Genomic DNA, 25,175 nt, shown 5'->3' with positions numbered 1-25,175 from the left:
ACCTCGTGAATGTTGTACGCGCCCAGCGAGCCGTCTTCCAGCGGTGAGGTCTCGTACCCCACCTTGGCCATCGGGCGCTTGGTGAATTCATCGGTATTGATGATGATCTCGGCGCCGCGCGGGACGTCTCCGATGTTCGCCTTCAGGGCTGCCGGATTCATCGCGACCAGTACGTTCGGGGCGTCACCCGGCGTCAGGATGTCGTGGTCGGCGAAATGCAGCTGGAACGACGACACGCCGGGCAGGGTGCCGGCGGGGGCACGGATCTCGGCCGGGAAGTTCGGCAGCGTGGAGAGGTCGTTCCCGAAGGACGCCGTCTCCGAGGTGAACCGGTCACCGGTGAGCTGCATGCCGTCACCCGAGTCACCCGCGAAGCGGATGATCACCCGGTCGAGGCGGCGTACTTCCTTGCCGCCGGAGGTCGGGGGTGTCCGTTGTTCGCCGACTACAGCCCCTTCGGCCCCGTCGGCCTGTTCGGCTGGACTACTGACCTGGCTGGTCACTGAACTGGACCTCCTTCGAGGCTTGGCGTTCCCGCTCCCAAGGTCAACCCTACGTCGGCAGGAGTGACCTTCTCGGGGGACGCTCGCATTCCGGACCGCCTCCCGCGGCGGTCTGTCGAGAGAATTCCGTGCGATTCCGAGAGAATCCGAGATGTCGTGCCGTGCAGAAATAGTGCGAGCCTCCGGCGGCCAGACGCAGTACCGCCACGCCTGACAGGGTGTCAGTTGATCAAGGTTTTGATCAATGCCCCGACCCGGCGCCCCGGCTTTCGATCAAGACCGGAGGTAGGTGAGAACGGCCAGGACCCGCCGGTGGTCCCCGTCGCTCGGTGACAGTCCGAGCTTCATGAAGATGTTGCTGACGTGCTTCTCCACCGCTCCGTCGCTGACCACCAACTGCTTGGCCACGGCCGAATTGGTCCGCCCCTCGGCCATCAGCCCGAGCACCTCGCGCTCGCGCGGGGTCAGCCCCGCCAGCACGTCCTGCTTCCGGCTGCGGCCGAGCAGCTGGGCGACCACCTCCGGGTCCAGGGCGGTCCCGCCCCGGGCCACGCGTACGACGGCGTCCAGGAACTCCCGCACCTCGGCCACCCGGTCCTTGAGCAGATACCCCACCCCGGTACTGGAACCGGCAAGCAGTTCGGTGGCGTACTGCTCCTCCACGTACTGCGACAGCACGAGCACGCCTATCCCGGGATGCTCGCGGCGCAGCCGTACGGCGGCCCGCACGCCTTCGTCGGTGTGCGTCGGCGGCATCCGTACGTCAGCCACCACCACATCCGGCAGCGCGTCCTCGGCCGCCAGCTCCGCCACCGTCTTGATCAGGGCTTCCGCGTCCCCGACGCCGGCCACGACGTCATGCCCCCGGTCGGTCAGCAAACGGGTCAGGCCCTCACGCAGCAGCACTGAATCCTCGGCGATGACCACCCGCACCCTGTCTTCCACGATCCAGCAGCTCCCGCGTCCACGTTGTCGGATGTACCTGACTCAGCCAAGCATCCCAGCCCGAGGGGAAGATGGAGGCGAGTCCGGATCATCGCGTGGTCGCGGGAGCGGGGACGGGGTGCCGCCCGGCCGGCGGGCTACCGGCGGGAACGCCAGGGGAGCTCGGCGGTGACCGTGGTGCCGCTGCCGGCGGGCGAATCCACGACCAGCACCCCGTCCACGGCGTCCAGCCGCTCGGCGAGCCCTGCCAGCCCGGTGCCCGTGCCGTCGGAGCTCGCGCCGCCGCGGCCGTCGTCCGCGACCTGGATCAGCAGCCGGCTCCCATCCCCGGACCTCCACACGTCCACGCCCGCGGTACGGGCCCCGGAGTGCTTGCCGACGTTCTGGAGCAGCTCCGAGACGGTGAAGTATGCGATCCCCTCGACCGCCGAAGCGGGCCGGTCCGGCAGGTCCACGGACACCCGCACCGGCACCGCGCACCGGGAGGCCACCGAGGACAGCGCCGCGTCCAGACCGCGGTCCGTCAGCACGGCCGGGTGGATCCCGCGGGCCAGGTCGCGCAGCTCCTGGAGCGCGATCTTCACCTCTCCGTGCGCCTCGTCCACCATCCGGGCCGCGGCGCGGGGGTCCTCGGCGAGCTTCTCCTTCGCCAGCCCCAGGTCCATGGCCAGCGCCACCAGGCGGGCCTGTGCCCCGTCGTGCAGATCCCGCTCGATGCGGCGCAGGTCGGCGGCGGCCGTGTCGACCACGACCCCGCGGTCGGACTCCAGCTCGGTGACACGGTGGTCGAGGCTCGACGGCCCGAGCAGCCCGGCGACGAGGACGCGGTCGACGGTGGTGAGCGCCCGCACCACCCAGGGCGTGGCCAGGGTGAATCCGAGCCCGGCCAGGCAGGCCAGGGCGATCTCGACGGGGGAGTCGAGGTAGAAGGTGTAGTCGTCGTTCTGGAACAGCTGGAGCCCCGGCATGTCGGTGTAGGCGGGGAAGACCCAGTACCAGACCGGGTACAGCAGGAAGGCCCATCCGTACGCCCAGAACACCAGTGCCACGGTGAAGGCGAAGACGGCCCACGGGAGGTGGACCACCGAGTACAGGGCGTGCCGCCACGCGCTGCCGCTCTTGAGCAGCGCTCCCATGGCGGCGAGCGGACCCCGCTTCTTCGCCCGGACGGGCGCGGGCTCGGCGATGTCGACCCCGAGCAGGCCGCGCACCCGGGCCCGCTCGACCCTGCCGAAGCCGCGGCACATGGCGAGCACCCCGGCGAGCACGGGGATCCCGAGGAAGGTGACGAGCATCCCGGCGCCGAGGGTGACGCCGGTGATCGCGAGCGAGAAGTACAGCACGCTCAGGGGCAGACCGAGCAGCAGATACCCCAGCTCCCGCCACGTCCGCCCGTCGACCGGAGCCCGCCACACGCGACCGATGTCCATGATCCCGACCCGCCCTTCCGCATTCCCATGACCCACCCCAACCCTCCCGCCCGGCCGAGCCCGGAACCATCGGGCGGGTCGGCCTCTCGGCAGGGGGGATAACCCCACCACAGCTCCCTGACCCCGGACCGGAACCCTCCGGTTCGCCCCGCCCGTGCGGCGCCGGCCCCTGCCTCGCGGCGTACACCCGGCCCCGCAGGGCCTCGGCTCCGCGCGGCCCCGGTTCCGCAGGGTCCCGGCTCGGCAGGGCTTCGGCGGCTCGGCAGGGACCCGGCCCTGCAGAGTCCCGGTTCCGCAGAGTCCCGGCTCGGCAGGATTTCGGTTCCGCGGGCCCCGGCCCCGCAGGGGACAGGCGAAGGGACCCCCGTCCACGCCCCGGACAGGGGTCCCGATCAGCAGGCCGAAGGCCCCGGCTTCAGCCGCGCTCCCGCCACGGGAGCTCCGCCGTCACCACCGTGCCCGCCCCCTCGGGGGAGTCGACGACGAACACCCCATCCACGGCGCGCAGCCGCTCCGCCAGCCCCGCCAGTCCCGACCCACGCCCCACGGCGGCCCCGCCCCGCCCGTCATCCGACACCCGGATCAAGAGCCGCGCCCCCGGCCCGGCGCCGGATCCACCGTCCGGCCCCGTCCGCCACACCTCCACACTCGCGTGCCGCGCCCCCGCATGCTTGCTGATGTTCTGCAGCAGCTCCGACACCGTGAAGTACGCGATCCCCTCGATGGCGGCCGCAGGCCGCTCCGGCAGATCCACCGCCACCTTCACCGGCACCACGCACCGCGACGCCACCGACGACAGCGCCGCGTCCAGTCCGCGGTCCGTCAGCACCGCCGGGTGGATCCCCCGCGCCAGGTCCCGCAGCTCCTGGAGCGCCAGCTTCACTTCCCCGTGCGCCTCGTCCACCATGGCCGCCGCGGCGTCCGGGTCCTCCAGCAGCTTCTCCTTCGCCAGGCCCAGCCCCATGGCCAGCGCCACGAGCCGCGCCTGCGCCCCGTCGTGCAGATCCCGCTCGATGCGCCGCAGGTCGGCCGCCGCCGTGTCCACCACCACGCCCCGGTCGGACTCCAGCTCCGCGATCCGCCGCTCCAGCTCGTCCGAGGGCGAGAGCAGCCCCCGTACCATCAGCCGGTCCACGTTCGTCAGCCAGCGCGCCACGTACGGCAGGACCGGCCACAGCACCAGCAGCCCGACCAGCGCCGCCGTGAAGGTCAGCACCCCCCACGGCAGCCGCACCAGCCCGTACAGCACGGTCCGCCAGGCCACCGGGTCCTTCACGCCCGCCCACAGCCAGGGGAAGAACCCGCCGGCCCGCCGAGGCCCGGGCAGCGGAGTCGGCTCGTCCACCCGTACGCCGAGCAGCACGCGCGCCCTCGCCCGCTCCAGCCGTCCCAACTGGCGGGACAGGATCAGGCCGGCTGCGAGGAGGGGAAGACCTATCGCGGTCACGGACAGGCCGCCGGCGGTCGCCACCATGGTCACGGTGTAGACGAACCCGACGAGCGCGAGCGGAAGATTGCTCACCAGATGGACGGTCTCTTTCCACGCCACGGCCCCCAGGGCCGGGCGTATGGGAGGAGGCCGGTCGTTGTCCGGGGCATGGTGGGAGACTTGAACGGGCGCGGTCATGCGGCCCAGCCTGCCAATTCCGCTCCGCAGGCGCCATGGGGCAGCCGGGCCGCAGTAAACGGGGGATAACCCCACCCTGTGTGGACCAGGCCCTAGACTCCCGTCCGTACCAGATCGTCGACAGTGGCCAAGGAGCGAGGAACGGACGTGCCCGACCCAACGGTATCGACCGTAACCGTGCTCGCGGCGGACTATTTCCGAAGTTATTCGGTCGTCGGCCTGCTGGCCGTCCTCGGTGTGCTCTTCGTGGCCGTCGCGTTCGGTGCGGGCCGCCTGCTGAGACCGGTGGTCCCGACCCCTGAGAAGCTGCTGACGTACGAGTGCGGCGTGGACCCCGTCGGCGAGGGCTGGGCGCACACGCAGGTCCGCTACTACGTCTACGCGTTCCTCTACGTCATCTTCGCCGTCGACTCGATCTTCCTCTTCCCGTGGGCGACGGTGTTCGCCGCCGCCGGCTACGGCGCCACGACGCTCGTGGAGATGTTCATCTTCCTGGGCTTCCTGGCCGTCGGCCTGCTCTATGCGTACAAGAAGGGCGTCCTCGAATGGACGTGACACCGGCCGTGACCACCGTCGAGGGCCAGCTGCTCCCGGAGCCCAAGCGGCTGGGAGTCCTCTCCCGGCTCGCCCCCGAGCCCATGAAGGTGGTCCTGAACTGGGGCCGCCGCTACAGCCTGTGGGTCTTCAACTTCGGCCTCGCCTGCTGCGCGATCGAGTTCATCGCCGCGTCGATGGCCCGGCACGACTTCATCCGGCTCGGCGTCATTCCGTTCGCGCCCGGCCCGCGCCAGGCGGACCTGATGATCGTCTCGGGCACGGTGACGGACAAGATGGCCCCGGCCGTGAAGCGGCTGTACGAGCAGATGCCGGAGCCGAAGTACGTCATCTCCTTCGGTGCCTGCTCCAACTGCGGCGGGCCCTACTGGGACTCCTATTCGGTGACGAAGGGCGTCGACCAGATCATTCCGGTGGACGTCTACGTCCCTGGCTGCCCGCCGCGTCCGGAGGCGCTGCTCCAGGGCATCCTCAAGCTTCAGGAGAAGATCGCCCGAGAGTCGCTCGCGGACCGCTACACCGGCGGGCAGGGACCGTCGGTCTCGCAGCTCACCAGCGGCCTGGTCACGCCCCCGCCGGCGCCGGGAGCGGGCGCATGAACCTCTACGACTCCCTCCCCGACGCCGCCGCGACGGTCTTCGGCGCGGAGGCGGTGGCCGAGTACGCGTACGACGTCCTGACGGTCGACGTGCCGGTCGGAAGCTGGATCCCGGCGCTGGAGACCGCCCGGGACAAGCTGGGCTGCACGTACTTCGACTGGCTGAGCGCGGTGGACGAGCCGGGCACGGGCTTCCGGATCTGCGCCCACGTCGTGTCCCTGGAAAACCGCCGCGTACGCCGCCTGCTCCTGCGGACGACGGTCTCGCACGCGGCGCCCTCCCTCCCGTCCGCGGTCGCGATCTACGCGGGCGCGGAATGGCACGAGCGGGAGACGTTCGAGATGTTCGGCGTCGTCTTCACCGACCACCCGCACCTCGTTCCGCTCCTCCTCCCGGAGAACTTCGAGGGGCACCCGCTGCGCAAGGACTTCGTCCTGGCCGCGCGCGTCGCGAAGGCCTGGCCGGGAGCCAAGGAGCCGGGCGAGGCACACGACCCCGACGCTCCGAAGCGCCGCCAGATGCTCCCGCCGGGCGTCCCGGACCCCAACGACTGGGGCCCGCTCAAGGGCCAGCTCCCGCCGGCCCCCGCCCGGCCGGCCCGCGCCGCCCGCACCCCCCGCGAGGGCGCCCCGGTCCGCCGCACCCGCTCGGTGACGGAGGGCTCGGCCACCCAGACGGCACCGGCAGCACCGGAAGGCGACACCCCGCGCCCGGCGCGCCGTACGCGCACGGCGGCGGAGGGTTCGGCGAGCCAGGCGGCTTCCTCGCCGACGGAGGCCGGCAGCGAAGCCGTCGCTCCGGCGGAGGCGGAGCCGCAGGCCCCGCGCCCGGCGCGCCGTACGCGCACGGCGGCGGACGGTTCGGCGAGCCAGGAGACGGCCCCCGGGCGCACGGTGGCGCCGGGCCGGCGCCCCGCTCCCCGCAGCGCGGACGCCCCCTGGCACAACCCCCAGCCCGCCTTCGCGGACCGGGACACCGAACCCGAACCCGAACCGGAACCCAAGCCCGGCCCCGCACCCGCGGCCGACCGCGGTCCGAAGGCCGAGCCGAAGCCCACGCCCGCCCCCGGTGCCGAGCCCGCCCCCGGCGCCGAGTCCGCGGCCGGGCCCGCCACCACCCCGGAGCCCGCGGCCGGGCGTGAGGCGGAGGCCGGACCCGGCGCCACCCCTGAATCCGAACCTGACAAGGGAGGCGACGCGTGAACGACGTCCTCGACGTCGCCCTGCGACTCATCGCCGTCTTCGCCGTCTTCCTCGTGCTCCCGCTCGTCGTCGGGCAGACCGAGCACAAGGTGATGGCACACATGCAGGGCCGCCTCGGCCCCATGTACGCCGGCGGCTTCCACGGCTGGGCCCAGCTCGTCGCCGACGGCGTGAAGTTCGCGCAGAAGGAAGACATCGTCCCGGCCAACGCCGACCGCCGCATCTTCCAGCTCGCCCCCGCCGTCGCCCTGCTCCCGTACCTCCTCGTCCTCGTCGCCATCCCCATCGGCCCGGGCGAGGGCGCCGTCGGCCAGGTCATCGACGCCGGGCTGTTCTTCGTGCTCGCCGTCATGGGCGTCGGCGTCCTCGGCAGCCTGATGGCCGGCTGGGCCTCCGCCAACAAGTTCTCCCTGCTCGGCGGCCTGCGCACCGCCGCGCAGCTCCTCGCGTACGAGCTGCCGATGCTGCTCGCCGCCGCCTCCGTCGCCATGGCCGCCGGGACCGTGTCCCTCCCCGGCATCGTCGGCGCCTTCCAGTGGTGGTGGCTGCCCTGGCAGATCACCGGCGCGCTCGTCTTCTTCACCGCCGGCCTCGCCGAACTCCAGCGGCCCCCCTTCGACATGCCCGTAGCCGACTCCGAGATCATCTTCGGCGCGTACACCGAGTACACGGGCCTGCGCTTCGCGCTGTTCCTGCTCGCCGAGTACGCCGGCATCGTCGTACTCAGTGCCCTCACCGCCGTCCTCTTCCTCGGCGGCTGGCACGGGCCCGTCGCCGACGGCTGGGTCTGGACCCTCCTCAAGACCGCCGTCCTCGCCTTCGTCGTGATCTGGCTCCGCGTCAGCTACCCCCGGCTGCGCGAGGACCAGCTCCAGAAGCTCGCCTGGACCACACTCATCCCGCTCGCGCTCGCCCAGATCGCGCTCACCGGCATCGTGAAGGTGGCGATCCAGTAATGCCCATCCCCGGATCCGGCCTCGCCAAGGGCCTCGCCGTCACCCTGCGCACGATGACGAAGCGCGCACACACCACCCAGTACCCCGACGTGCAGCCCGAGCTCCCGCCCCGCACCCGCGGGGTCATCGGCCTGTTCGAGGAGAACTGCACGGTCTGCATGCTGTGCGCCCGCGAGTGCCCCGACTGGTGCATCTACATCGACTCCCACAAGGAGACGGTCCCGGCCGCCACCCCCGGCGGCCGCGAGCGCAGCCGCAACGTCCTCGACCGCTTCGCCATCGACTTCTCCCTCTGCATGTACTGCGGCATCTGCATCGAGGTGTGCCCCTTCGACGCCCTCTTCTGGTCGCCGGAGTTCGAGTACGCGGAGACGGACATCCTCGAACTCACCCACGAGCGCGACAAGCTGCGCGAGTGGATGTGGACCGTCCCGGCCCCGCCCGCCCTGGACCCGGCCGCCGAGGAGCCCAAGGAGATCGCCGCCGCCCGCAAGGCCGTGGAGAAGGCCGAGGCCGCCGCCGCTGCGGCAGCCGCCGGGACCGCCGGGACCGCCGGGGCCGCCGGGCCCGACGAGCCCGCCGCGCCCGAGACCGATGCCCCGACCACCCCGGAGGGAGACGCGTGACCCCCGCAGCCACCGCCCTGGCCGCCACGGCGACGGGCAACGGGTTCCTCTCCCCTACCGGCGTCGAGATCGCCTTCCTCCTCGTCGGCCTCGCCACCCTCGGCGCGGCCGCGATCACGGTCACCACCAAGCAGCTCGTGCACGCCGCCCTCTGGCTGGTCGTCGCGCTCGGCGGCATCGCCGTCGAGTACCTGCTGCTGACCGCCGAATTCATCGCCTGGGTCCAGGTCCTGATCTACCTCGGTTCCGTGGTCGTCCTCCTCCTCTTCGGGCTGATGCTCACGAAGGCCCCCATCGGCCGCTCCCCGGACGCCGACTCGAACAACCGCTGGGTCGCCCTGGGCGTCGCCCTCGTCGCGGCCGTCGCGCTCGTCTGGGTCGTCGTCGATGCGTTCCGCACCACCTGGATCGACCTCGACGGCCCCGTCCAGGGCTCCACCAAGGTCTCCGGCGAGATCCTCTTCCAGCACTGGGTGCTGCCCTTCGAAGCGCTCTCCGTCCTCCTCCTCGCGGCCCTGATCGGTGCCATCGTGCTCTCCCGCAGGGACGCCGCCGACGGTGCGCCCGACGACCAGAAGGAGCAGCAGCGCTGATGCACCTCGCCTACCCCGCCGTGCTCGCGGCGCTCCTCTTCTGCACGGGCCTGTACGGAGTGCTCGCCCGCCGCAACGCCATCCTGGTCCTGATGTCCGTCGAGCTGATGCTCAACGCCGTCAACCTCAACCTGGTGACCTTCGACGTCTGGCTGCGCGACACCCTGCACGCCGGCCAGGCCCTCACCCTCTTCACCATCGCCATCGCTGCCGCCGAGATCGGCATCGGCCTCGCGATCGTGCTGATGGTGTACCGCAACCGCGGCACCTCGGACGTCGACCGGCTGCGCGACACCGCCGAGGGCCACGAGCCCGCCCCGAACAACCAGAGCGAGGTCACCGCGTGAGCACCACGACCCTCGCGGTCCTCGTCCCGCTCCTGCCCTTCCTGGGCGCGGTGGCGGGACTGCTGCTCGGCCGCAGCGCCCCCGGCTTCGTCAGGCCCCTCGCGGTGCTGCCGGCGCTGGCCGCGGCCGTACTGGCCGTACTCGTCGCCATCCGCCAGGGCGGCGGCAAACCGATCACCACCGCGACCGAGCTGACCCCGACCGGCTCGGTGCCGATCGACCTCTCGCTCTACCTGGACGGCTTCGCCGTCCTGGTCGCCGTCCTGGTCGGCGTCGTCGCCACCTGCGTACAGCTCTACTCCACGGCGTACCTCCGCGAGGACCCGCGCTACCCGTCGTATGCCGCTCTGGTCTCACTGTTCACCTCCGCCATGCTGCTCGTCGTCTACTCCGGCGACCTGATGGTGCTGCTGGTCGGCTGGGAGATCATGGGCATCTGCTCGTACTTCCTGGTCGGCCACTACTGGGAGACCGAGGCGGCCCGCTCCGCCTCCCTCAAGGCCTTCCTCGTCACCAAGCTCGGCGACGTCCCCTTCCTGATCGGCCTGTTCGCGCTCGCCACCGACGCCGACTCCTTCCAGATCACCAAGATCCTGGGCACCGTCGCCGCGGGCGGGCTCGACCACCCCACGCTGATCGCACTGCTGCTGCTCGCCGGAGTCGCGGGCAAGTCCGCACAGTTCCCGCTGCACACATGGCTCCCGGACGCCATGGCGGGCCCCACCCCCGTCTCCGCGCTGATCCACGCCGCGACGATGGTCGCCGCCGGTGTCTACTTCATCGCCCGCCTCCTCCCGGTCTTCACGGCCTCCCGGGCCGCACTGGTGGTCATGGCCGTCATGGCGGCCGTCACGATGCTCGGTTCCGGCCTCGCCGCCCTGGCCCAGGACGACATCAAGCGCGTCCTCGCCTACTCCACGATCGGCCAGCTCGGCTACATGATCGGGGCCCTGGCCGTCGCCGACCGCGGCGCCGCCGTCTTCCACCTCCTGTCCCACGGCTTCTTCAAGGCACTCCTGTTCCTCGGTGCGGGCGTGATCATCCACGCCGCCGGGACGAACTCCCTGGCCGCCATGTCCCGGATGGACGGCCTGGCCAAGCGCATCCCCGACGCCTTCTGGACCATGACGATCGCGCTGCTCGCGCTCGCCGCGATCCCGCCCTTCGCCGGCTTCTTCTCCAAGGAAGCCGTCCTCGCCGCCGCCGAACATGCCGCCGGCGGGCACTCGGAGCTCGCTCCCAGCGCCGCCGGCTGGGTCGTGCTCGTCGCCGGAGTGCTGACCGCCCTGCTCACCGCCGCCTACGCCACCCGGCTGTGGCTGATGGCCTTCCGCGGCCGGGGTGCCACCGCCCCCGACCACGGCAAGGAGCCCGTCGCCATGACCGGCGTGCTCTGGCTGCTGTCGATCCCGACGATCGGCTTCGGCCTCGCCGCCGGCCCGATCGCCGACTGGTTCGACGGCAAGGCACTCACCCCGACGCTGACCACCTCGGTCCTCGGCACGGGAGCCGCCGCCGTGGGCGCAGTGCTGACCTACGCCCTGTGGCAGCAGGCCACGGCCAAGGCCGCCGCGGTCGGATACGGCACCGGCGTGTCCGCGTCCGCCGCCGCCGCGGAATCCGCGGCCGAGACCCCCGAGGTCGCCGAGGTCACCCACGACCACCCCGCCGTCCCCGCCGGCGCAGCCCCCGACCCCGGTCGGGCACTGCTCGGCCCGCTGCACCGCCACGCGGCCGACGGATTCCACCTCGACGCCGTCTACGACCGGCTGTTCGTCCGCCCGGTCCGCGCGGCCGCGAGCCTCGTCCGCTTCCTCGACCGCGAGGTCGTGGACACGTACGTCCGCGGCGCGGGCGCCGGCCCCCGGCTGCTCGGCAGCCTCGTACGCCGGGCCCAGACCGGCAACGTGCAGAGCTACCTGAGCGCCCTGCTCGCCGGCGCCGTGGTCCTGGCGATCGCCACCGCCGTCCTCGCCAACGTCAACGCCGGATCGTGAGCCGTGAGTCAGCCGTGATTGATATCAGCCCGTCCGTGATGCAGTTCCTTCTGGCGTTCGTCGTGGCCGCACCGCTCCTCGGCGCCGCCGCGGCCCTCCTGCCGCCCCCGCCCGGACTCAAGGGCAAGAGCCCCGGACAGGCCGTGCTGCGCCACGGCGTGACCGTGACCGGCGTGATCCTCGCCGCGGCGATCGCCCTCGCCCTGGGCTTCGACCGCGACACCCCGGCCCGCTTCCAGGCGACCACGGACATCAGCTGGATCCCGGCGCTGAACGTCCGGATCCACCTCGGCATCGACGGCATCTCGCTCCCCCTTCTCCTGATGACCGCGCTGCTGTTCTTCCTCTGCGCGCTCTACAGCTACTTCAAGTTCCCCGACGGCCCTTCCCCGAAGGCCTTCGTCGCGCTGCTCCTCGTCCTGGAGTCCGGCACCCTCGCGACCTTCGCCGTCCTCGACCTGCTGCTGTTCTTCCTCGCCTTCGAGATGGTCCTCATCCCGATGTACTTCCTCATCGCCCGCTGGGGCGGTGCTCAGCGGCAGGCTGCCGCCTGGAAGTTCATCCTCTACACCCTCCTCGGCTCCGTGGTCATGCTGCTCGGACTGCTGCTGATCGGACTGAACAGCGGCACCTTCGACATGGTGGCGCTCGCCTCCGACAACGGCCGCGGACTGACCCACACCACCCAGCTCCTGGCCGTGCTCGCCATCGGTCTCGGCCTCGCCGTGAAGACTCCGATGTGGCCGCTGCACAGCTGGCTGCCCGACGCCCACACGGCCGCGCCCACCGTCGGCTCCGTCCTGCTGGCCGGCGTCCTCCTCAAGATGGGCACGTACGGGTTCGTCCGCATCCTGCTCCCCGTCACCCCCGACGGCATGGCGACCTTCGCCCCCTACCTGGGCGCCTTCGCCGCCATCGGCATCGTCTACGGGTCCCTCGCCTGTCTCTCGCTCGCCCGCAAGGGCAACAAGGGCGACCTCAAGCGCCTCATCGCGTACTCCTCCGTCGGCCACATGGGCTTCGTCCTCCTCGGCATCGCCTCGATGACTCCCACCGGCGTCAACGGCGCGCTGTTCGCCAACATCGCGCACGGTCTGATCACCGGCCTTCTCTTCTTTCTTGTCGGTTCGCTCAAAGACCGTTACAACACCGCCGATCTCGACACCCTCGCCGGAGCCACCGGGGCCGCCCTCTACGGCCGCGCCCCCCGCCTCGGAGCCCTCCTCGCCTTCGCCGCCGTCGCCTCCCTCGGCCTGCCCGGCCTCGCCGGATTCTGGGGCGAGATGCTGGCCCTGTTCGGTGCGTTCGACCCGGCGGCGGGCCTGTCCCGGCCCGCGTTCCTCACCTACATGGCCTTCGGCGCGTTCGGCACCCTGCTCACCGCCGCCTACCTGCTGATCGTCGTACGGCGCGTCTGCATGGGCGACCCCAAGGCCCAGCCCGAGCCCACGCTCGAACTCGCGGACATCCAGCGCTACGAGTTCGCCGCCTGGACCCCGCTCGCAGCCCTCACCGTCCTCGCCGGCCTGTGGCCCGCTGTCCTCCTCGGCCTCACCGACCCGGCCGTCCAGAAGCTCCTCGCAGGAGGCAACGCATGACGGCCCTGTCCGCCCTGCCCGCCCTGTCCGCGGTCAAGGCCACCGCCGCCGCGGCCCCGGGCGCCGAGACCGCGAGCCTCGTCCAGAGCGTCGACTGGCTCGCGATCGCCCCCGTGGTCCTCCCCGCCGCCGTCGCCCTGGTCGTCCTGGTCGCCGACCTCTTCGTACCGCCGCGGTACAAGCCGCTGCTCGGCTGGCTGTCCGTGGCCGGCCTCGCCGCCGCGACCGCCACCCTGCTGCCGCTGCGCGCCGGCGACCGCGCGACCTTCTGCCTCACCATCGACCCCGGTGCGTGCAGCTACACCGCAGACCACTTCACGCTCGTCATCCAGTTCCTGGTACTGGTCGGCGCCCTGGTCACCGCCCTGCTGTCGGTCACCGCCGTCCGCGACGCGCGCATGCCGGCCGGCGAGTACTGGTTCCTGCTCCTTTCCTCCGCGGCGGGCGCCGCCCTGCTGCCCGCCTCCCGCGACCTCGCCACCCTGATCGTCGCCCTCGAAGTCGCCTCGCTGCCCGCCTTCGCCCTCGTCGGCATGCGCCGCGGCGACCGGCTCTCCTCCGAGGCCGCCCTCAAGTTCTTCCTGTCCTCCGTCACCGCCACCGCCGTGTCGCTGATGGGCGTCAGCTTCGTCTACGCCGCCACCGGCTCCCTGCACCTCACCCAGGTCGCCGACCGCCTCGAAGACGTCCCCGGCCGGCTCGACACCCTTGCCATGGCCGGCGTCGCGCTCACCCTCGTCGGCTTCGCCTTCAAGACCGCGGCCGTCCCCTTCCACTTCTGGGTCCCGGACACCTACGTCGGCGCGCCGCTGCCCATCGCGGGCTACCTCTCCGTGATCGGCAAGGCCGTCGGCTTCACCGGCCTCATCCTCGTCACGGTGATCGCCTTCCCGGCGTACTCCGACATCTGGGGCCCGGCCCTCGCCGTCCTCGCCGCGCTCACCATGACGCTCGGCAACACCGCCGCCCTGCGCCAGCGAGCGGACCGGCCGGGCAGCGCCGTCCGGCTGCTCGCCTGGTCCTCGGTCGGCCAGGCCGGCTACCTGCTCGTCCCGATCGCGGCCGCCGCCTACTCCGATCGCGACCAGATCGGCTCGACCGTCGCGTACGCCCTCATGTACGCCGTCGTGAACCTCGGCGCCTTCGCCGTGGCCGCCCTCGTCGCCCGTACGAAGCCGCTGCACCGGATCAGCGACTACCGCGGCCTGTACACGGAGCGCCCGGCGGCCGCCCTCGCGCTGGCCTTCTTCCTGCTCTGCCTGGCCGGCCTGCCGCCGGGTCTCATCGGCCTCTTCGCCAAGGTCACCGTCTTCCAGTCCGCGGTCGACGCGGGCCTGGGCTGGCTGGCCGCGGTCATGGCGGTCAACGTCGTCATCGCCCTGTACTACTACCTGCGCTGGACGGCCCTGCTCTTCCGCGCCCCGGAGGAGCCCGTCGGAGAGGCCCGTACGAAGGCCCCGTGGCCGGTCACCGCCGCGATCGTGGTCACGGCCGTCACCGCCGTGGTGCTCTCGGGCGCCCCGCAGCTCGTCCTGCGCTTCGCCTCGGGCAGCCTGTTCCCGCAGTAGACGCGGACCCGCAGACCGGTGGCCCGCCGGCCCCGTACGCCGGCCGGTCCGCCGGCATCCGCGTACGCCGTGACCCGGACGGCGTATCGCCCGCCGCAGCCGCGCCGCCCCGGACACCCGGGGGCGCACGCGGCACGCCCCGGGAACCAGACGCGTTCACCTCGCGTTGACCGGGAAGGGAGGGTCCACTGGACCGTAGACCCTCAGAACCACGACGGGGCTCCCCTGCCGCACCATTTGGAGGGCGTACCGTGCACCGCCGGCACAACGGGCTGAAGACCGCCGTACTCCTCGGCGGGCTTTCCGCACTCATCATCCTCATCGGAAGCTTCTTCGGGCGGGGCGGCCTGATCATCGCCGTCCTCGTCGCCCTCGGGACGAACGCGTACGCGTACTGGAACAGCGACAAGCTGGCTCTACGCGCGATGCGCGCCCGCCCCGTCAGCGAGTTCGAGGCGCCCCAGCTCTACCGCATGGTGCGCGAGCTCTCCACCTCCGCGCGCCAGCCCATGCCCCGGCTCTACATCTCGCCGACCGACGCGCCGAACGCCTTCGCCACGGGCCGCAACCCGCGCAACGCTGCCGTCTGCTGCACCGAGGGCATCCTGCGCATCCTCGACGAGCGCGAGCTGCGCGGGGTCATCGGCCACGAACTGAGCCACGTCTACAACCGCGACATCCTGATCTCGTCCGTCGCCGGAGCCCTCGCCTCCGTCATCATGTTCCTGGTGAACTTCGCCTGGCTGATCCCGGTCGGCCGGTCCAACGACGACGAGGGGCCCGGCATCATCGGCTTTCTGTTGATCATGATCCTCGGCCCGCTCGCCGCATCCGTGATCCAGCTGGCCATCAGCCGCTCGCGCGAGTACGAGGCCGACGCGTCCGGCGCCCAGCTCACCGGCGACCCGCTCGCCCTGGCCGGCGCCCTGCGCAAGCTCGACGCCGGCGTCAAGCAGCTCCCGCTGCCCCCCGAGCCCAGGCTGGAGACCGCGAGCCACATGATGATCGCCAATCCGTTCCGTCCAGGCGTGGGCCTTTCTAAGATGTTCTCCACGCACCCTCCGATGGCCGAGCGCATCGCCCGGCTCGAACAGATGGCAGGCCGTAGTCAGTGAAGACCATCCTCAACATCATTTGGCTCGTCCTCAGCGGCATCTGGCTGTTCCTGGGCTACTGCCTCGCGGGCGTGCTCCTGTGCATCACCATCATCGGAATCCCGTTCGGCATCGCGGCCTTCCGTATCGCCGTGTACGCGCTCTGGCCCTTCGGCTACACCACGGTCGAGCGCCGTGACGCCGGCGCGGCATCCTGCATCGGCAACGTCCTGTGGCTTGTCCTGGCGGGCTGGTGGCTGGCGATCGGCCACATCGTCACCGGCGTCGCCCTGTGCGTGACGATCATCGGCATCCCGTTCGGCATCGCCAACTTCAAGATGGTCCCGCTGTCCCTGCTCCCGCTGGGCCGTGAGATCGTCCCGACCGACGCGCCGTTCGCGTCCCGTTAGACGGCAGGGCGGCGAAGGAACCCACGGGCAGGAAGAACCAGTGTCGGCTGCGAGCACGGCCACGGCCTTGTCGGTCATCGTGCCGATGTACAACGAGGAAGAGGCCCTCCCCGCCCTGGTGAGCAGCCTGCGGCCGGTGCTCGACGGCACCGGGGCCGCGTACGAGGTCCTCGCGGTCGACGACGGCAGCACCGACCGGACCGCCGAACTCCTGGAGAAGTTCCGCACGGACTGGCCCGAGCTCCGCATCGTCCGGCTGCGCGGAAACTCCGGGCACCAGGCCGCCCTGCGCGCCGGCCTGCACAGCTCGGTCGGGGCGTACGTGGCCAGCATCGATGCCGACCTCCAGGATCCGCCGGAGAAGATTCCGGAGATGCTGGACCTGGCCCGGTCCGAGAACCTCGACATCGTCTACGGCGTCCGCTCCGACCGCAGCACCGACACCGGCTTCAAGCGGCGCACCGCCGCCGCCTACTACTGGCTGATGCGCCGCATGGTCGGCAAGCAGGTCCCTGCCCAGGCCGGGGACTTCCGCCTGCTCAGCCGCGAGGCCGTGGAGGCCCTCAAGGCCCTGCCCGACCAGCACCAGGTCTACCGGCTGCTGGTGCCGTGGCTGGGCTTCCCGAGCGGGCAGGTCACGTACCGGCGGGGCGAGCGGGTGGCGGGCGAGACCAAGTACCCGCTGAGCAAGATGATCCGCCTCGCCGTCGACGGCATCACCAACTTCTCGGCCGCCCCGCTGCGGCTGGCGACCTGGCTCGGAGTCATCAGCTTCGTCACCTGTTTCGTCATGATCGCCGTGACGCTGGTGGTCTTCCTGGTCGGCAAGACCGTGCCCGGCTGGACCTCGCTGTTTGTCGCCATGCTCTTCCTCGGCGGCGTGCAGCTGATCTGTGTCGGACTGCTCGGCGAGTACATCGGCAGGATCTACACCGCTGTACAGCGCCGCCCCACGTACTTCATCGGGTACGACTCGGCGCGCGACGACATCGGCAAGGGGCCGGGGGCGCACCGGGACTGACGGCGGCCCAGGGCCCGACGGTGCAGGTCAGGGCGATTGTCAGTGGCGTGGGTCACCATGAATGCATGAACGGGACCGAGCAGTTGCTGGAGCAAGTCGCCACCCGCGCCCACAGCGGTGCGGCCGGGCGCGGAAAGCCCCTGCCGGCGCCGCCGGACGCCGAGGAGCCGGCCCGGGCCGCACTCATACCCTGCTTCGAGCCCCGCGAGTGAACCGCCTCCGTACGCCGTAGGCCAGCGCGCCCGCTGCCAGCACCGCGGCCCCCACGACCGCCGACGCCGGGGGCAGTGCGCAGGCCAGCACGACACAGCCGGACAGCCCGACCGCTGCCACGGCCCGGCCCTTGACACCTGAATCGACAGTCCACGCGGAAGCGTTCGCGATCGCGTAGTAGGCCAGCACCCCGAACGAGGAGAACCCGATCGCGCCCCGCAGATCGGTGGTCGCCGCGAGCACCGCGACCACCGCGCCCACGGCGAGCTCCGCACGGTGCGGCACCTGGTGCCGCGGATGTACGGCGGCCAGCGCGCGGGGGAGATGGCCGTCCCGGGCCATCGCCAGGGTGGTCCGCGACACCCCGAGCACCAGTGCGAGCAGCGAGCCCAGCGCCGCCAGGGCCGCACCGGCCCGGACCACGGGGGCCAGTCCGGGCCGGCCCGCCGCCCGTACCGCGTCGGCCAGCGGGGCCGTCGAAGCCGCGAGGGCCTCGGCGCCCAGCACCGACAGCGCCGCCACCGCCACCGCGGCGTACACGAGCAGGGCGATCCCCAGGGCGAGCGGTACCGCCCGCGGGATCGTGCGCTCCGGATCACGCACCTCCTCGCCCAGCGTGGTGATCCGGGCGTATCCCGCGAAGGCGAAGAACAACAGCCCGGCCGCCTGGAGCAGGCCGCCGGCGCCGCCTTCGGCCAGACCGTCGAGCCGTCCCGCGTCGGCCTCGCCGGACGTCAGGCAGACCACCACGACCCCGGCCAGCACCGCCAGTACCGCCGCCACGATCACACGGGCGATCCGGGCGGACTTCTGCAAGCCGCCGTAGCTCGCGGCGGTCAGCGCCACCACCGCCGCGACGGCCACGGCATGCTGCCGCCCGGGCCACACGTACGCCCCCACGGTGAGCGCCATTGCCGCACACAAGGCCGTCTTGCCGATGACGAAGCCCCAGCCGGCCAGATACCCCCAGAACGGCCCGAGCCGTTCCCGCCCGTACACGTAGGTCCCGCCGGAGGCCGGATACAGGGCGGCCAGCCGCGCCGAGGAGTGCGCGTTGCAGTAGGCGATCAAAGCCGCCACCGCGAGCGCCGCGAGCAGCGCGCCGCCCGCCGGACCCGCCGCGCCCGCCGCCGGGGCGAGCGCGGCGAAGATCCCTGCTCCGACCATCGCGCCCAGCCCGACGACCACGGCGTCGAAGACTCCCAGCGTGCGCTTCAGCTCATTGTTCACGGGCGGAGAGTAACCGGGCTAGATGACGCCCTCCCGGCCGGTCAGCGGCGCCCGATTCTGCTCCCACCCGTTGAGGGCGGTCAGGCAGGCGTGGTCGAGGTGGCGCAGCCCGCTCAGATCGAGGCGTACGGGCTGTCCGGCCGGCAGCGCGTCCAGCTCGTCGAGCAGCTTCGGCAGCCGCAGGAAGCTGGCGCTCCCCATGACCTGGACGCGGAGCTCTCCGCCCTCCCACACCTCCTCGATGTGCACCTGGGAGGTCTCCCAGGCCGCCTTGGCCACGGCCAGCCCCAGTCCGGCCAGGACGCCCTCGAAGAGGTTGGTGGCCACGACCGCGGCCCCCGTCGCGACCAGCACCACCGCCTCGCCGCGGTGCGTCTGCCACAGGCCGGCGACGGCCCGGGCCGGCAGCAGCTTCCATCCGGCGTGCAGCAGCACCCCGGCCAGCGCGGCGATCGGCACCACGCGGAGCAGCTGGGGGAGCGCGACGGCGAAAAGCAGCAGCCAGCCGCCGTGCAGGACCCGGGACGCCCGGGTACGGGCCCCGGCCTCCACGTTGGCGGCGCTGCGCACGATCACGGCGGTCATCGGCAGCGCCCCGAGCAGTCCGCAGACGGTGTTGCCGACGCCCTGGGCGATGAGTTCACGGTCGTAGTGGGTCCGCGCCCCGTCGTGCATCCGGTCGACGGCGGCCGCGCTGAACAGGGTCTCGGCGGAGGCGATCAGCGCCAGGGCGATCACGGTTCCGAGGGCCCCGGCGGAGGCCAGCAGCCTGAAGTCCCCCCAGCCGGGCGGGGCCACGACTCCGAGGACGCCGGTCACGGTCACTTTCTCGACGGGCAGCCGCAGCAACACGGACACGCCGGTGGCGGCCGCGACCCCGACGAGCGCACCCGGCACGAGCCGCAGCCGCGACGGCATCCGGCGCCAGGCCACGAGGACGGCGACGGTCCCCGCCCCGAGTGCCACGGCGGCCCAGTCGGCCTCGCCGGCGAGCTGCGGCAGCGAGGCCAGCTTCTCCAGGGTTCCGCCGGGGGCCGGTACGCCGCCCAGGACGTACAGCTGCCCCGCGATCAGCACGAGCGCGATCCCGGCCAGCATCCCGTGCACGACGGCAACGGAGATCGCCCGGAACCACCGCCCGAGCCGCAGCACCCCCATGCACAGCTGGAGCACCCCGGCAGCCAGCACCAGGACCCCGAGCGCATGGGCCCCGTGCGTCTGCACCGCCTCGTAGACGAGCACGGTGAGCCCGGCGGCCGGCCCGCTCACCTGGAGCGAACTCCCCCGGAACCACCCGGTGACCAGCCCGCCCACCACCCCGGTGACGATCCCCAGCTCGGCCGGCACCCCGGAGGCGACGGCCACCCCCACGCAGAGGGGCAGTGCGACGAGCGCGACGACGACGGACGCCCCGAAGTCCTCGCGGAAAGTGTCGACCCCAGGCATCCGAGAACCTCCCCTGTCACGCGGTGATGGATGCCACCAGGGTGATGGGCGCGTGCACCGCTGCCCCAGTGCTCATTGGGGGCCTCTGAGGCGCATGCGCCGTGCACGCCGGTCACATGCCGTGCACGCCCCCGGAAACAGCCGCGGCCCGGCGGTCCTGGAAGGACCGCCGGGCCGCCGGACGGCAGGTGGGAGGCCGCGATCAGCGGTAGTTCACGAACTGGATCGCGAAGTCCAGGTCCTTGCCCTTGAGGAGCGCCTGGACGGCCTGCAGGTCGTCACGGCTCTTGGAGCTGACGCGCAGCTCGTCGCCCTGCACCTGGGCCTTGACGCCCTTGGGGCCCTCGTCCCGGATGATCTTCGCGACCTTCTTGGCGTTCTCCTGGGAGATGCCCTCCTCGATCGAGGCGAAGATCTTGTACTCCTTGCCGGAGAGCTGCGGCTCGCCGGCGTCGAGCGCCTTCAGCGAGATCCCGCGCTTGACCAGCTTGGTCTCGAACACGTCGAGGACGGCCTTGACGCGCTCCTCGGAGTTCGCCTCCATGAGGATCTTCTCGCCGGACCAGGCGATGGTGGCGCCGGTGCCCTTGAAGTCGTAGCGCTGCGAGAGTTCCTTGGCGGCCTGGTTGAGGGCGTTGTCGACCTCCTGCCGCTCGACCTTCGAGACGATGTCGAAACTGGAGTCGGCCATGTGCTGTGGCTCCTTGAAGTCGGCTGTCATTGCCCCGGAGGGCGCGGCCGGACATCCCCGGCCCGCTCCGCAAAGCCTAGCCACCGCGCCCACCCGCAGCGCTGATCAATCCGGTGGCGAAGCACCCCCGCACATCAGGTATTGTTTACGTCGTTGCCACGGAGCGCCGCCGCAAGGCGGAAAAACGGCAACGACTCTTGGCGGTGTGCCCGAGTGGCCAAAGGGAGCAGACTGTAAATCTGCCGGCTCAGCCTACCCAGGTTCGAACCCTGGCGCCGCCACGCGAGTGAGACCCCCGTTACTGCGGAAACGTAGTGGCGGGGGTTTTCTCGCATGCTCGGCGATCCGAACGCGGCGCCTCCGCCTCCGGGGCCCCGCGGCCGTGCTCGGCAGGCGGGCCGACATCGTCCGGCAGGTCCGTTCGAGTGAACCCGCCCGCACCTGCCGGTCCCGGCCGCCGTGCGGGGTCAGGGCCGACACCATCGGACGCGGCCCGTTCGACGTCGGAGCCGGTCACCGGCCGCATCGTCCTGGTCGCCTGTTCGTTCTCCGGACGTGAACTTCATTTCTGACACGCGCGGGAAGGTGGGCGGCGGCGTGCTCCTCGCCCTCCTCGGGGCCGGGATCCCGGCCCTTGTCGGGGCGGCGCTGCACAGCCACGTGGGCGAGCCCTACCAGGAAACCACGCTCTACTTCGGCACCGAGCGCCCCGGCGGCCGGCCCCCGGTCGCGGAGCAGGAGTTCATGGGCTTCCTCGACCGCGAGATCACCCCCGTCTTCCCCGAGGGGCTCACCCTCCTGGACGGGCGCGGCCAGTGGCAGCGCGGCGGGAAGGTCATCCGCGAGACCTCGTACGAGGTGGTGCTGCTCTACCCGGAGAAGGAGGCCGAGGAGCGCAACGCGCGCATCGAGCGGATCCGGCAGGCCTACGAGGACCAGTACCAGCAGGACTCCGTCGGACGCTCCGACGACAAGGTGTCCGCCGAGCTCTGAGGGCTCCTCAGTTACCCGCGACGCCCTTGACGGCCACCGAGACCGGGGTCGGCCCCTCGACCAGCTCCAGGGTCAGGCCGGCCGTCGCCGGGGTCTCGATCAGCTCCGCCAGCACGGCCGCCACGTCGTCGCGCGACACCGACCCGCGGCCCGTCCGCGCCTCCAGCCGCACCTGCCCCGTCCCGGCGTCGTCGGTCAGCGCGCCGGGCCGCAGGACCGTCCACTCCAGGCCCAGCCGCGTCCGTACGTGGTCGTCCGCCTCGCCCTTCGCCCGCAGATAGACGTCGAAGACGTCATCGCCTTCGTGGTAGGCGTCGGCGCCCATCGAAGAGACCATCAGGAAGCGCCGTACACGCGCCCGTTCGGCCGCATCCGCGAACAGCACCGCCGCGCCCCGGTCCACGGTGTCCTTGCGCCCCACACCGCTGCCCGGGCCGGCGCCGGCCGCGAACACCGCCGCGTCCGCGCCCTGCAGGATGCCCGCCACATGCTCGACCGAAGCCGACTCCAGGTCGCAGAGCACCGGTTCGGCGCCCGCTTCCCGCAGGTCGTCGCCCTGCGCCGGGTCGCGGATGATGCCCGCGACCTCGTACCCGCGCGCGGCGAGCAGTTGCTCCAGCCGCAGCGCGATCTGACCGTGTCCACCCGCGATGACGATGCGCATGCCCCGACCGTACGACGAGCCGGGCGCCTCCGCCCGCGAACGCCCGGCGAATGATCAGGGCCCGGGCTCCGTACGGCCCTGCCGGGGCAGGTCCAGGACCACCGCGACCGCCGAGTCGCAGTACTCCCGCACGGCACTCGTCCGGGCCACCACCCGGCCGCGGTGGATCACGATCCGGCTGTACGCCAGGGACAGCACGGCCGCGATCCGTTCCCCCCGTACGGCGAGCAGCTCCGCCGGGAACCCGGCCTCCACCCGGACCTCCGGCAGGCCCATGGCCTCCCGGGCGGCGCCGCTGACCGACGCGTAGGCCTCCGCCGCCCGCAGCCCGCCCTGGGAGGCCAGCAGGTACGCGGCCTCCAGCGGGTCGCCGCGGCCGACCGGGTTCCCGGCGTCCCGCAGCGCCCCGCTCCCGGCCGCGACCCGGACCCCGGCGGCGCGCAGCAGCCGTACGGGCGCGGTGCGCAGGCCGCGCCGTTCCAGGGCCGAGCAGTCCCCCTGCGGCAGGCAGGTCACCCGTACGCCGGCCGCGGCCAGCTGGTCGGCGGCCCGGTTCGCCACGTCCAGCGGGAGCCGTGACAGCCCGCCGCAGGGGCCGATCGTCACCCCCGGGCGCAGTCCTCCGGCCATCGCCGCCAGCCGGGCCAGGCGGCCGGGATCGTCACCGTCCGTGTGCAGGTCCACAGGGCAGCCGTGCTCGGCGGCGAGCTCCAGGACCGCTTCGAGGAAGCCCGTCGGGTCGGGGTCCAGGTCCGGGCAGCCGCCGATGACGGAGGCGCCCATCTTCACGGAGTCCCGCAGCATGGCGAGCCCATCGGCGCCGGCCATGCCGGTGAGGAGGCGGGGTACGGCGACGGTGGTCAGGTCGGTGAGCCCGCGCAGCGAGCGGCGGGCCTGGAGCATGGCTTCCATGGGGCCGAGGCCGTGCACGTCGCCGATCCGGACGTGGGAGCGCACCGCCGTGGCGCCGTGCCCCAGCTGGAGCAGGGCGGCCTCGGTGGCCCGGCGCTGCACCTCGTCGGTGGTGTACGAGACGGGCCCCTCGCCGTCGGCGGTCAGGGCGGTGTCCCCGTGGGCGTGCGGTTCGGCGGGGGCGGGGAGCAGCAGGTAGCCGCTCAGGTCCACCCGGGAGAGCGCGGGGGAGGGCAGGCTGCCCGTGGTGCCCACGGCCTGGATCCGGCCGCCGCCGAGCCGGACGTCGACCGTACGGCCGTCCGTGAGGCGGGCCCCGGCGAGCAGGAGCGTGGCGGACTCGGCGGAGGGCGCGTTCGCGTTGCCGGTCGGGCGCTGCGGCCCGTGGCCGCCGTCCTCACCACGGCCGCCCGGCGGGAAGGGGGACGGCTGCTGCGGCTGGCTGTCGGACATCGCGCTCCTGCGGTGGCTCGGGCGGTTCCTGGGCCGTGTGGCCGCGGCCCGCGGCCCAAGATCACGCAGCGTGCTCAGAGCCTAGGGTGCAGGGCTCTCCGCTTCACGGAGGAGCGCAATAGTCGTACCGGTGTGGTGCCCACGCGCCGCGGCGCCCGCGCACGCGCCCCTGCTGACCGCGCGCTTCACGCCGTACGGGCCGTCCCATGGGTGGGCCGCTGGGTACGGGCTGTTCGGTACGGGCCGCTGGTACGGGCTGTTCGGTACGGGCTGCCGGGTACGGGGCGGCTGGTGTGGCCGGCCGCGGACGGGCACGCCGTGCGCGGCGGCTGCTTTGTGAGCCCGGCCACAATCTGCCCCCAAAGGGGCCTCGGGGCCGCCCGGGGACCGATCAAGAAAGCTGCACGGACCCCCTCGGAGCCCAGTCCCCGCAAAGGATTTGGGCGATGGGCTGGCAACCGTGTAATGTCTTCATCGCTCGCCCCAATAGCTCAGTCGGTAGAGCGTCTCCATGGTAAGGAGAAGGTCTGCGGTTCGATTCCGCATTGGGGCTCTGGTGAGAGAGGTTCCCCACCCTCGGGTGGGGAGCTGATCGCATCAAAGCGGCGTAGCTCAGTCGGTAGAGCAAGCGGCTCATAATCGCTGTGTCACCGGTTCAAGTCCGGTCGCCGCTACCCACAGTAGCCGATTGCGGGGTCGGTCTCCCGATCGGCTACTCTTTTATGCGTTCATCCGTCCCATAGTCCGTCAAGGAGCACTCACGTGGCTGCCACCGACGTCCGCCCGAAGATCACGCTGGCCTGCGTGGAGTGCAAGGAGCGGAACTACATCACCAAGAAGAACCGGCGTAACAACCCGGACCGTCTTGAGATGAAGAAGCACTGCCCGCGCTGCAACTCGCACACCGCGCACCGCGAGACCCGCTGACCCCAGCGAAGTCTCGGAATACAGGCACCGCCATGAGGTCGTCCCCTTCATCGGGGGGCGGCCTCGTGTCGTTTCCGTGATCGTTTCCGTGACCGTCATTTTCAACAGGAGGTAGGGAGCCATGGCGCTCGACCAGTCCTTCGTCGGGCGGAGCTACCCGCCCACCGATCCGTACGAAGTCGGCCGGGAGAAGATCCGCGAATTCGCGGTTGCGGTGGGGGACGCGAATCCCGTCTACACCGACCCCGAAGCCGCCAAGGCGTTCGGCCACCTGGATGTGATCGCTCCGCCGACTTTCGTGTTCGCGATCACATTCGCGGCCGCGGGCCAGGTCGTGGAAGACCCGCAGCTGGGTCTGGACTACAGCCGCGTCGTGCACGGCGACCAGAAGTTCGCGTACTCGCGCCCCGTACGTGCGGGTGACCGGCTCTCGGTGACCTCCACGATCGAGGCCGTGAAGTCGATGGCGGGCAACGACATCATCGACATCCGCGGCGAGGTCCACGACGAGACCGGCGAGCACGTGGTGACGGCGTGGACGAAGCTCGTCTCCCGCGCCCCCGAGGAGGCCTGAG

General features: G+C 71.9%; 26 protein-coding genes and 3 tRNA genes. 20 read left to right on the top strand and 9 right to left on the bottom strand.

What is annotated here, in order from left to right; genetic code table 11:
- From ABTY04_RS16645 to ABTY04_RS16630, 4 genes are all read right to left on the bottom strand, one after another.
- Positions 1–503 (bottom strand): 2-oxoacid:acceptor oxidoreductase family protein (locus tag ABTY04_RS16645; RefSeq protein ID WP_352214064.1); only part of this gene is annotated, 503 nt, incomplete at its 3' end.
- 273 nt (positions 504–776) lie between these two features.
- On the bottom strand, positions 777–1,436 hold the full coding sequence (locus tag ABTY04_RS16640) for a response regulator transcription factor (RefSeq protein WP_352214072.1): 660 nt from the start codon (positions 1,434–1,436) through the stop codon (positions 777–779).
- Between the two features lie 149 nt (positions 1,437–1,585).
- The gene (locus ABTY04_RS16635) at positions 1,586–2,878 is read right to left on the bottom strand and encodes a sensor histidine kinase (RefSeq protein WP_352214063.1); all 1,293 of its coding nucleotides are present in this window, start codon (positions 2,876–2,878) and stop codon (positions 1,586–1,588) included.
- Positions 2,879–3,293: 415 nt separating this feature from the next.
- Positions 3,294–4,505, bottom strand: coding sequence for a sensor histidine kinase (locus tag ABTY04_RS16630; protein ID WP_352214062.1), 1,212 nt, complete (start codon positions 4,503–4,505; stop codon positions 3,294–3,296).
- Positions 4,506–4,652: 147 nt separating this feature from the next.
- Between ABTY04_RS16630 and ABTY04_RS16625 the strand changes: the two genes are divergently transcribed.
- The 14 genes from ABTY04_RS16625 to ABTY04_RS16560 all read left to right on the top strand — a co-directional run bounded on the left by ABTY04_RS16625 (position 4,653) and on the right by ABTY04_RS16560 (position 17,283).
- Positions 4,653–5,060 (top strand): NADH-quinone oxidoreductase subunit A, encoded by a 408-nt coding sequence (locus tag ABTY04_RS16625; protein WP_030163040.1) that lies wholly within the window; start codon positions 4,653–4,655, stop codon positions 5,058–5,060.
- Positions 5,051–5,659: an NADH-quinone oxidoreductase subunit B gene (locus ABTY04_RS16620; RefSeq protein WP_352214061.1), complete on the top strand. Its 609-nt coding sequence runs from the start codon at positions 5,051–5,053 to the stop codon at positions 5,657–5,659. The genes ABTY04_RS16625 and ABTY04_RS16620 overlap by 10 nt, the downstream gene beginning before the upstream one ends.
- Complete coding sequence (locus ABTY04_RS16615; protein ID WP_352214060.1) at positions 5,656–6,861, top strand: NADH-quinone oxidoreductase subunit C; 1,206 nt, start codon at positions 5,656–5,658, stop codon at positions 6,859–6,861. The genes ABTY04_RS16620 and ABTY04_RS16615 overlap by 4 nt, the downstream gene beginning before the upstream one ends.
- On the top strand, positions 6,858–7,817 hold the full coding sequence (locus ABTY04_RS16610; RefSeq protein ID WP_352214059.1) for a complex I subunit 1/NuoH family protein: 960 nt from the start codon (positions 6,858–6,860) through the stop codon (positions 7,815–7,817). The genes ABTY04_RS16615 and ABTY04_RS16610 overlap by 4 nt, the downstream gene beginning before the upstream one ends.
- Positions 7,817–8,443, top strand: coding sequence for a NuoI/complex I 23 kDa subunit family protein (locus tag ABTY04_RS16605; RefSeq protein WP_352214058.1), 627 nt, complete (start codon positions 7,817–7,819; stop codon positions 8,441–8,443). The genes ABTY04_RS16610 and ABTY04_RS16605 overlap by 1 nt, the downstream gene beginning before the upstream one ends.
- Entirely contained in the window at positions 8,440–9,036 is a 597-nt protein-coding gene (locus ABTY04_RS16600; RefSeq protein WP_352214057.1) for an NADH-quinone oxidoreductase subunit J family protein, read from the top strand. The genes ABTY04_RS16605 and ABTY04_RS16600 overlap by 4 nt, the downstream gene beginning before the upstream one ends.
- Positions 9,036–9,383, top strand: coding sequence for an NADH-quinone oxidoreductase subunit NuoK (gene nuoK, locus ABTY04_RS16595; protein WP_352214056.1), 348 nt, complete (start codon positions 9,036–9,038; stop codon positions 9,381–9,383). The genes ABTY04_RS16600 and nuoK overlap by 1 nt, the downstream gene beginning before the upstream one ends.
- Positions 9,380–11,380 (top strand): NADH-quinone oxidoreductase subunit 5 family protein, encoded by a 2,001-nt coding sequence (locus ABTY04_RS16590; protein WP_352214055.1) that lies wholly within the window; start codon positions 9,380–9,382, stop codon positions 11,378–11,380. The genes nuoK and ABTY04_RS16590 overlap by 4 nt, the downstream gene beginning before the upstream one ends.
- A gap of 38 nt (positions 11,381–11,418) precedes the next feature.
- Positions 11,419–12,978 (top strand): complex I subunit 4 family protein, encoded by a 1,560-nt coding sequence (locus ABTY04_RS16585; protein ID WP_352214071.1) that lies wholly within the window; start codon positions 11,419–11,421, stop codon positions 12,976–12,978.
- The gene (locus ABTY04_RS16580) at positions 12,975–14,546 is read left to right on the top strand and encodes an NADH-quinone oxidoreductase subunit N (RefSeq protein ID WP_352214054.1); all 1,572 of its coding nucleotides are present in this window, start codon (positions 12,975–12,977) and stop codon (positions 14,544–14,546) included. The genes ABTY04_RS16585 and ABTY04_RS16580 overlap by 4 nt, the downstream gene beginning before the upstream one ends.
- Before the next feature lie 251 nt (positions 14,547–14,797).
- Entirely contained in the window at positions 14,798–15,661 is an 864-nt protein-coding gene (gene htpX / locus ABTY04_RS16575) for a zinc metalloprotease HtpX (protein WP_352214053.1), read from the top strand.
- Complete coding sequence (locus ABTY04_RS16570; RefSeq protein WP_352214052.1) at positions 15,658–16,050, top strand: YccF domain-containing protein; 393 nt, start codon at positions 15,658–15,660, stop codon at positions 16,048–16,050. Before htpX ends, ABTY04_RS16570 begins: the two co-directional genes overlap by 4 nt.
- 85 nt (positions 16,051–16,135) lie before the next feature.
- Positions 16,136–17,071 (top strand): glycosyltransferase family 2 protein, encoded by a 936-nt coding sequence (locus ABTY04_RS16565; RefSeq protein ID WP_502996653.1) that lies wholly within the window; start codon positions 16,136–16,138, stop codon positions 17,069–17,071.
- Positions 17,072–17,136: 65 nt separating this feature from the next.
- A complete protein-coding gene (locus tag ABTY04_RS16560) occupies positions 17,137–17,283 on the top strand; it encodes a hypothetical protein (protein WP_352214050.1) in 147 nt (48 codons plus the stop codon).
- On the opposite strand, the gene ABTY04_RS16555 is transcribed toward ABTY04_RS16560, so the two are convergent.
- The 3 genes from ABTY04_RS16555 to ABTY04_RS16545 all read right to left on the bottom strand — a co-directional run bounded on the left by ABTY04_RS16555 (position 17,255) and on the right by ABTY04_RS16545 (position 20,651).
- Positions 17,255–18,514: an APC family permease gene (locus ABTY04_RS16555; protein ID WP_352214049.1), complete on the bottom strand. Its 1,260-nt coding sequence runs from the start codon at positions 18,512–18,514 to the stop codon at positions 17,255–17,257. The genes ABTY04_RS16560 and ABTY04_RS16555 overlap by 29 nt on opposite strands.
- A gap of 18 nt (positions 18,515–18,532) precedes the next feature.
- Positions 18,533–19,960: a SulP family inorganic anion transporter gene (locus ABTY04_RS16550; RefSeq protein ID WP_352214048.1), complete on the bottom strand. Its 1,428-nt coding sequence runs from the start codon at positions 19,958–19,960 to the stop codon at positions 18,533–18,535.
- A 202-nt stretch (positions 19,961–20,162) separates the two neighbouring features.
- On the bottom strand, positions 20,163–20,651 hold the full coding sequence (locus ABTY04_RS16545) for a YajQ family cyclic di-GMP-binding protein (protein WP_150209206.1): 489 nt from the start codon (positions 20,649–20,651) through the stop codon (positions 20,163–20,165).
- 199 nt (positions 20,652–20,850) lie between these two features.
- Here ABTY04_RS16545 and ABTY04_RS16540 point away from each other — a divergent pair.
- Together ABTY04_RS16540 and ABTY04_RS16535 are read left to right on the top strand one after the other, a co-directional pair.
- Positions 20,851–20,932: transfer RNA gene (locus ABTY04_RS16540), tRNA-Tyr, on the top strand.
- 274 nt (positions 20,933–21,206) lie between these two features.
- Entirely contained in the window at positions 21,207–21,644 is a 438-nt protein-coding gene (locus ABTY04_RS16535; protein ID WP_352214047.1) for a DUF3574 domain-containing protein, read from the top strand.
- A 7-nt stretch (positions 21,645–21,651) separates the two neighbouring features.
- Here the strand turns inward: ABTY04_RS16535 and ABTY04_RS16530 are convergent, their stop codons facing one another.
- Together ABTY04_RS16530 and ABTY04_RS16525 are read right to left on the bottom strand one after the other, a co-directional pair.
- Positions 21,652–22,308 (bottom strand): SDR family oxidoreductase, encoded by a 657-nt coding sequence (locus tag ABTY04_RS16530; protein WP_352214046.1) that lies wholly within the window; start codon positions 22,306–22,308, stop codon positions 21,652–21,654.
- 54 nt (positions 22,309–22,362) lie between these two features.
- Entirely contained in the window at positions 22,363–23,673 is a 1,311-nt protein-coding gene (locus ABTY04_RS16525) for an amidohydrolase family protein (protein ID WP_352214045.1), read from the bottom strand.
- Positions 23,674–24,153: 480 nt separating this feature from the next.
- On the opposite strand from ABTY04_RS16525, the gene ABTY04_RS16520 reads away from it, so the two are divergent.
- The 4 genes from ABTY04_RS16520 (at position 24,154) to ABTY04_RS16505 (ending at position 25,174) form a co-directional block, all read left to right on the top strand.
- Positions 24,154–24,226 (top strand) — tRNA-Thr (locus ABTY04_RS16520).
- Positions 24,227–24,274: 48 nt separating this feature from the next.
- Positions 24,275–24,347, top strand: a tRNA-Met gene (locus tag ABTY04_RS16515).
- Positions 24,348–24,435: 88 nt separating this feature from the next.
- Positions 24,436–24,600 (top strand): 50S ribosomal protein L33, encoded by a 165-nt coding sequence (gene rpmG, locus ABTY04_RS16510; RefSeq protein ID WP_003956487.1) that lies wholly within the window; start codon positions 24,436–24,438, stop codon positions 24,598–24,600.
- 121 nt (positions 24,601–24,721) lie between these two features.
- The gene (locus ABTY04_RS16505; protein ID WP_266626489.1) at positions 24,722–25,174 is read left to right on the top strand and encodes a MaoC family dehydratase N-terminal domain-containing protein; all 453 of its coding nucleotides are present in this window, start codon (positions 24,722–24,724) and stop codon (positions 25,172–25,174) included.
- Position 25,175 lies beyond the last annotated feature (1 nt).

The sequence above is a fragment of the Streptomyces sp. NPDC097981 genome, assembly GCF_040302565.1.
Classification (GTDB): Bacteria; Actinomycetota; Actinomycetes; order Streptomycetales; family Streptomycetaceae; genus Streptomyces.
This window is presented reverse-complemented; position numbering and strand designations above follow the sequence as displayed.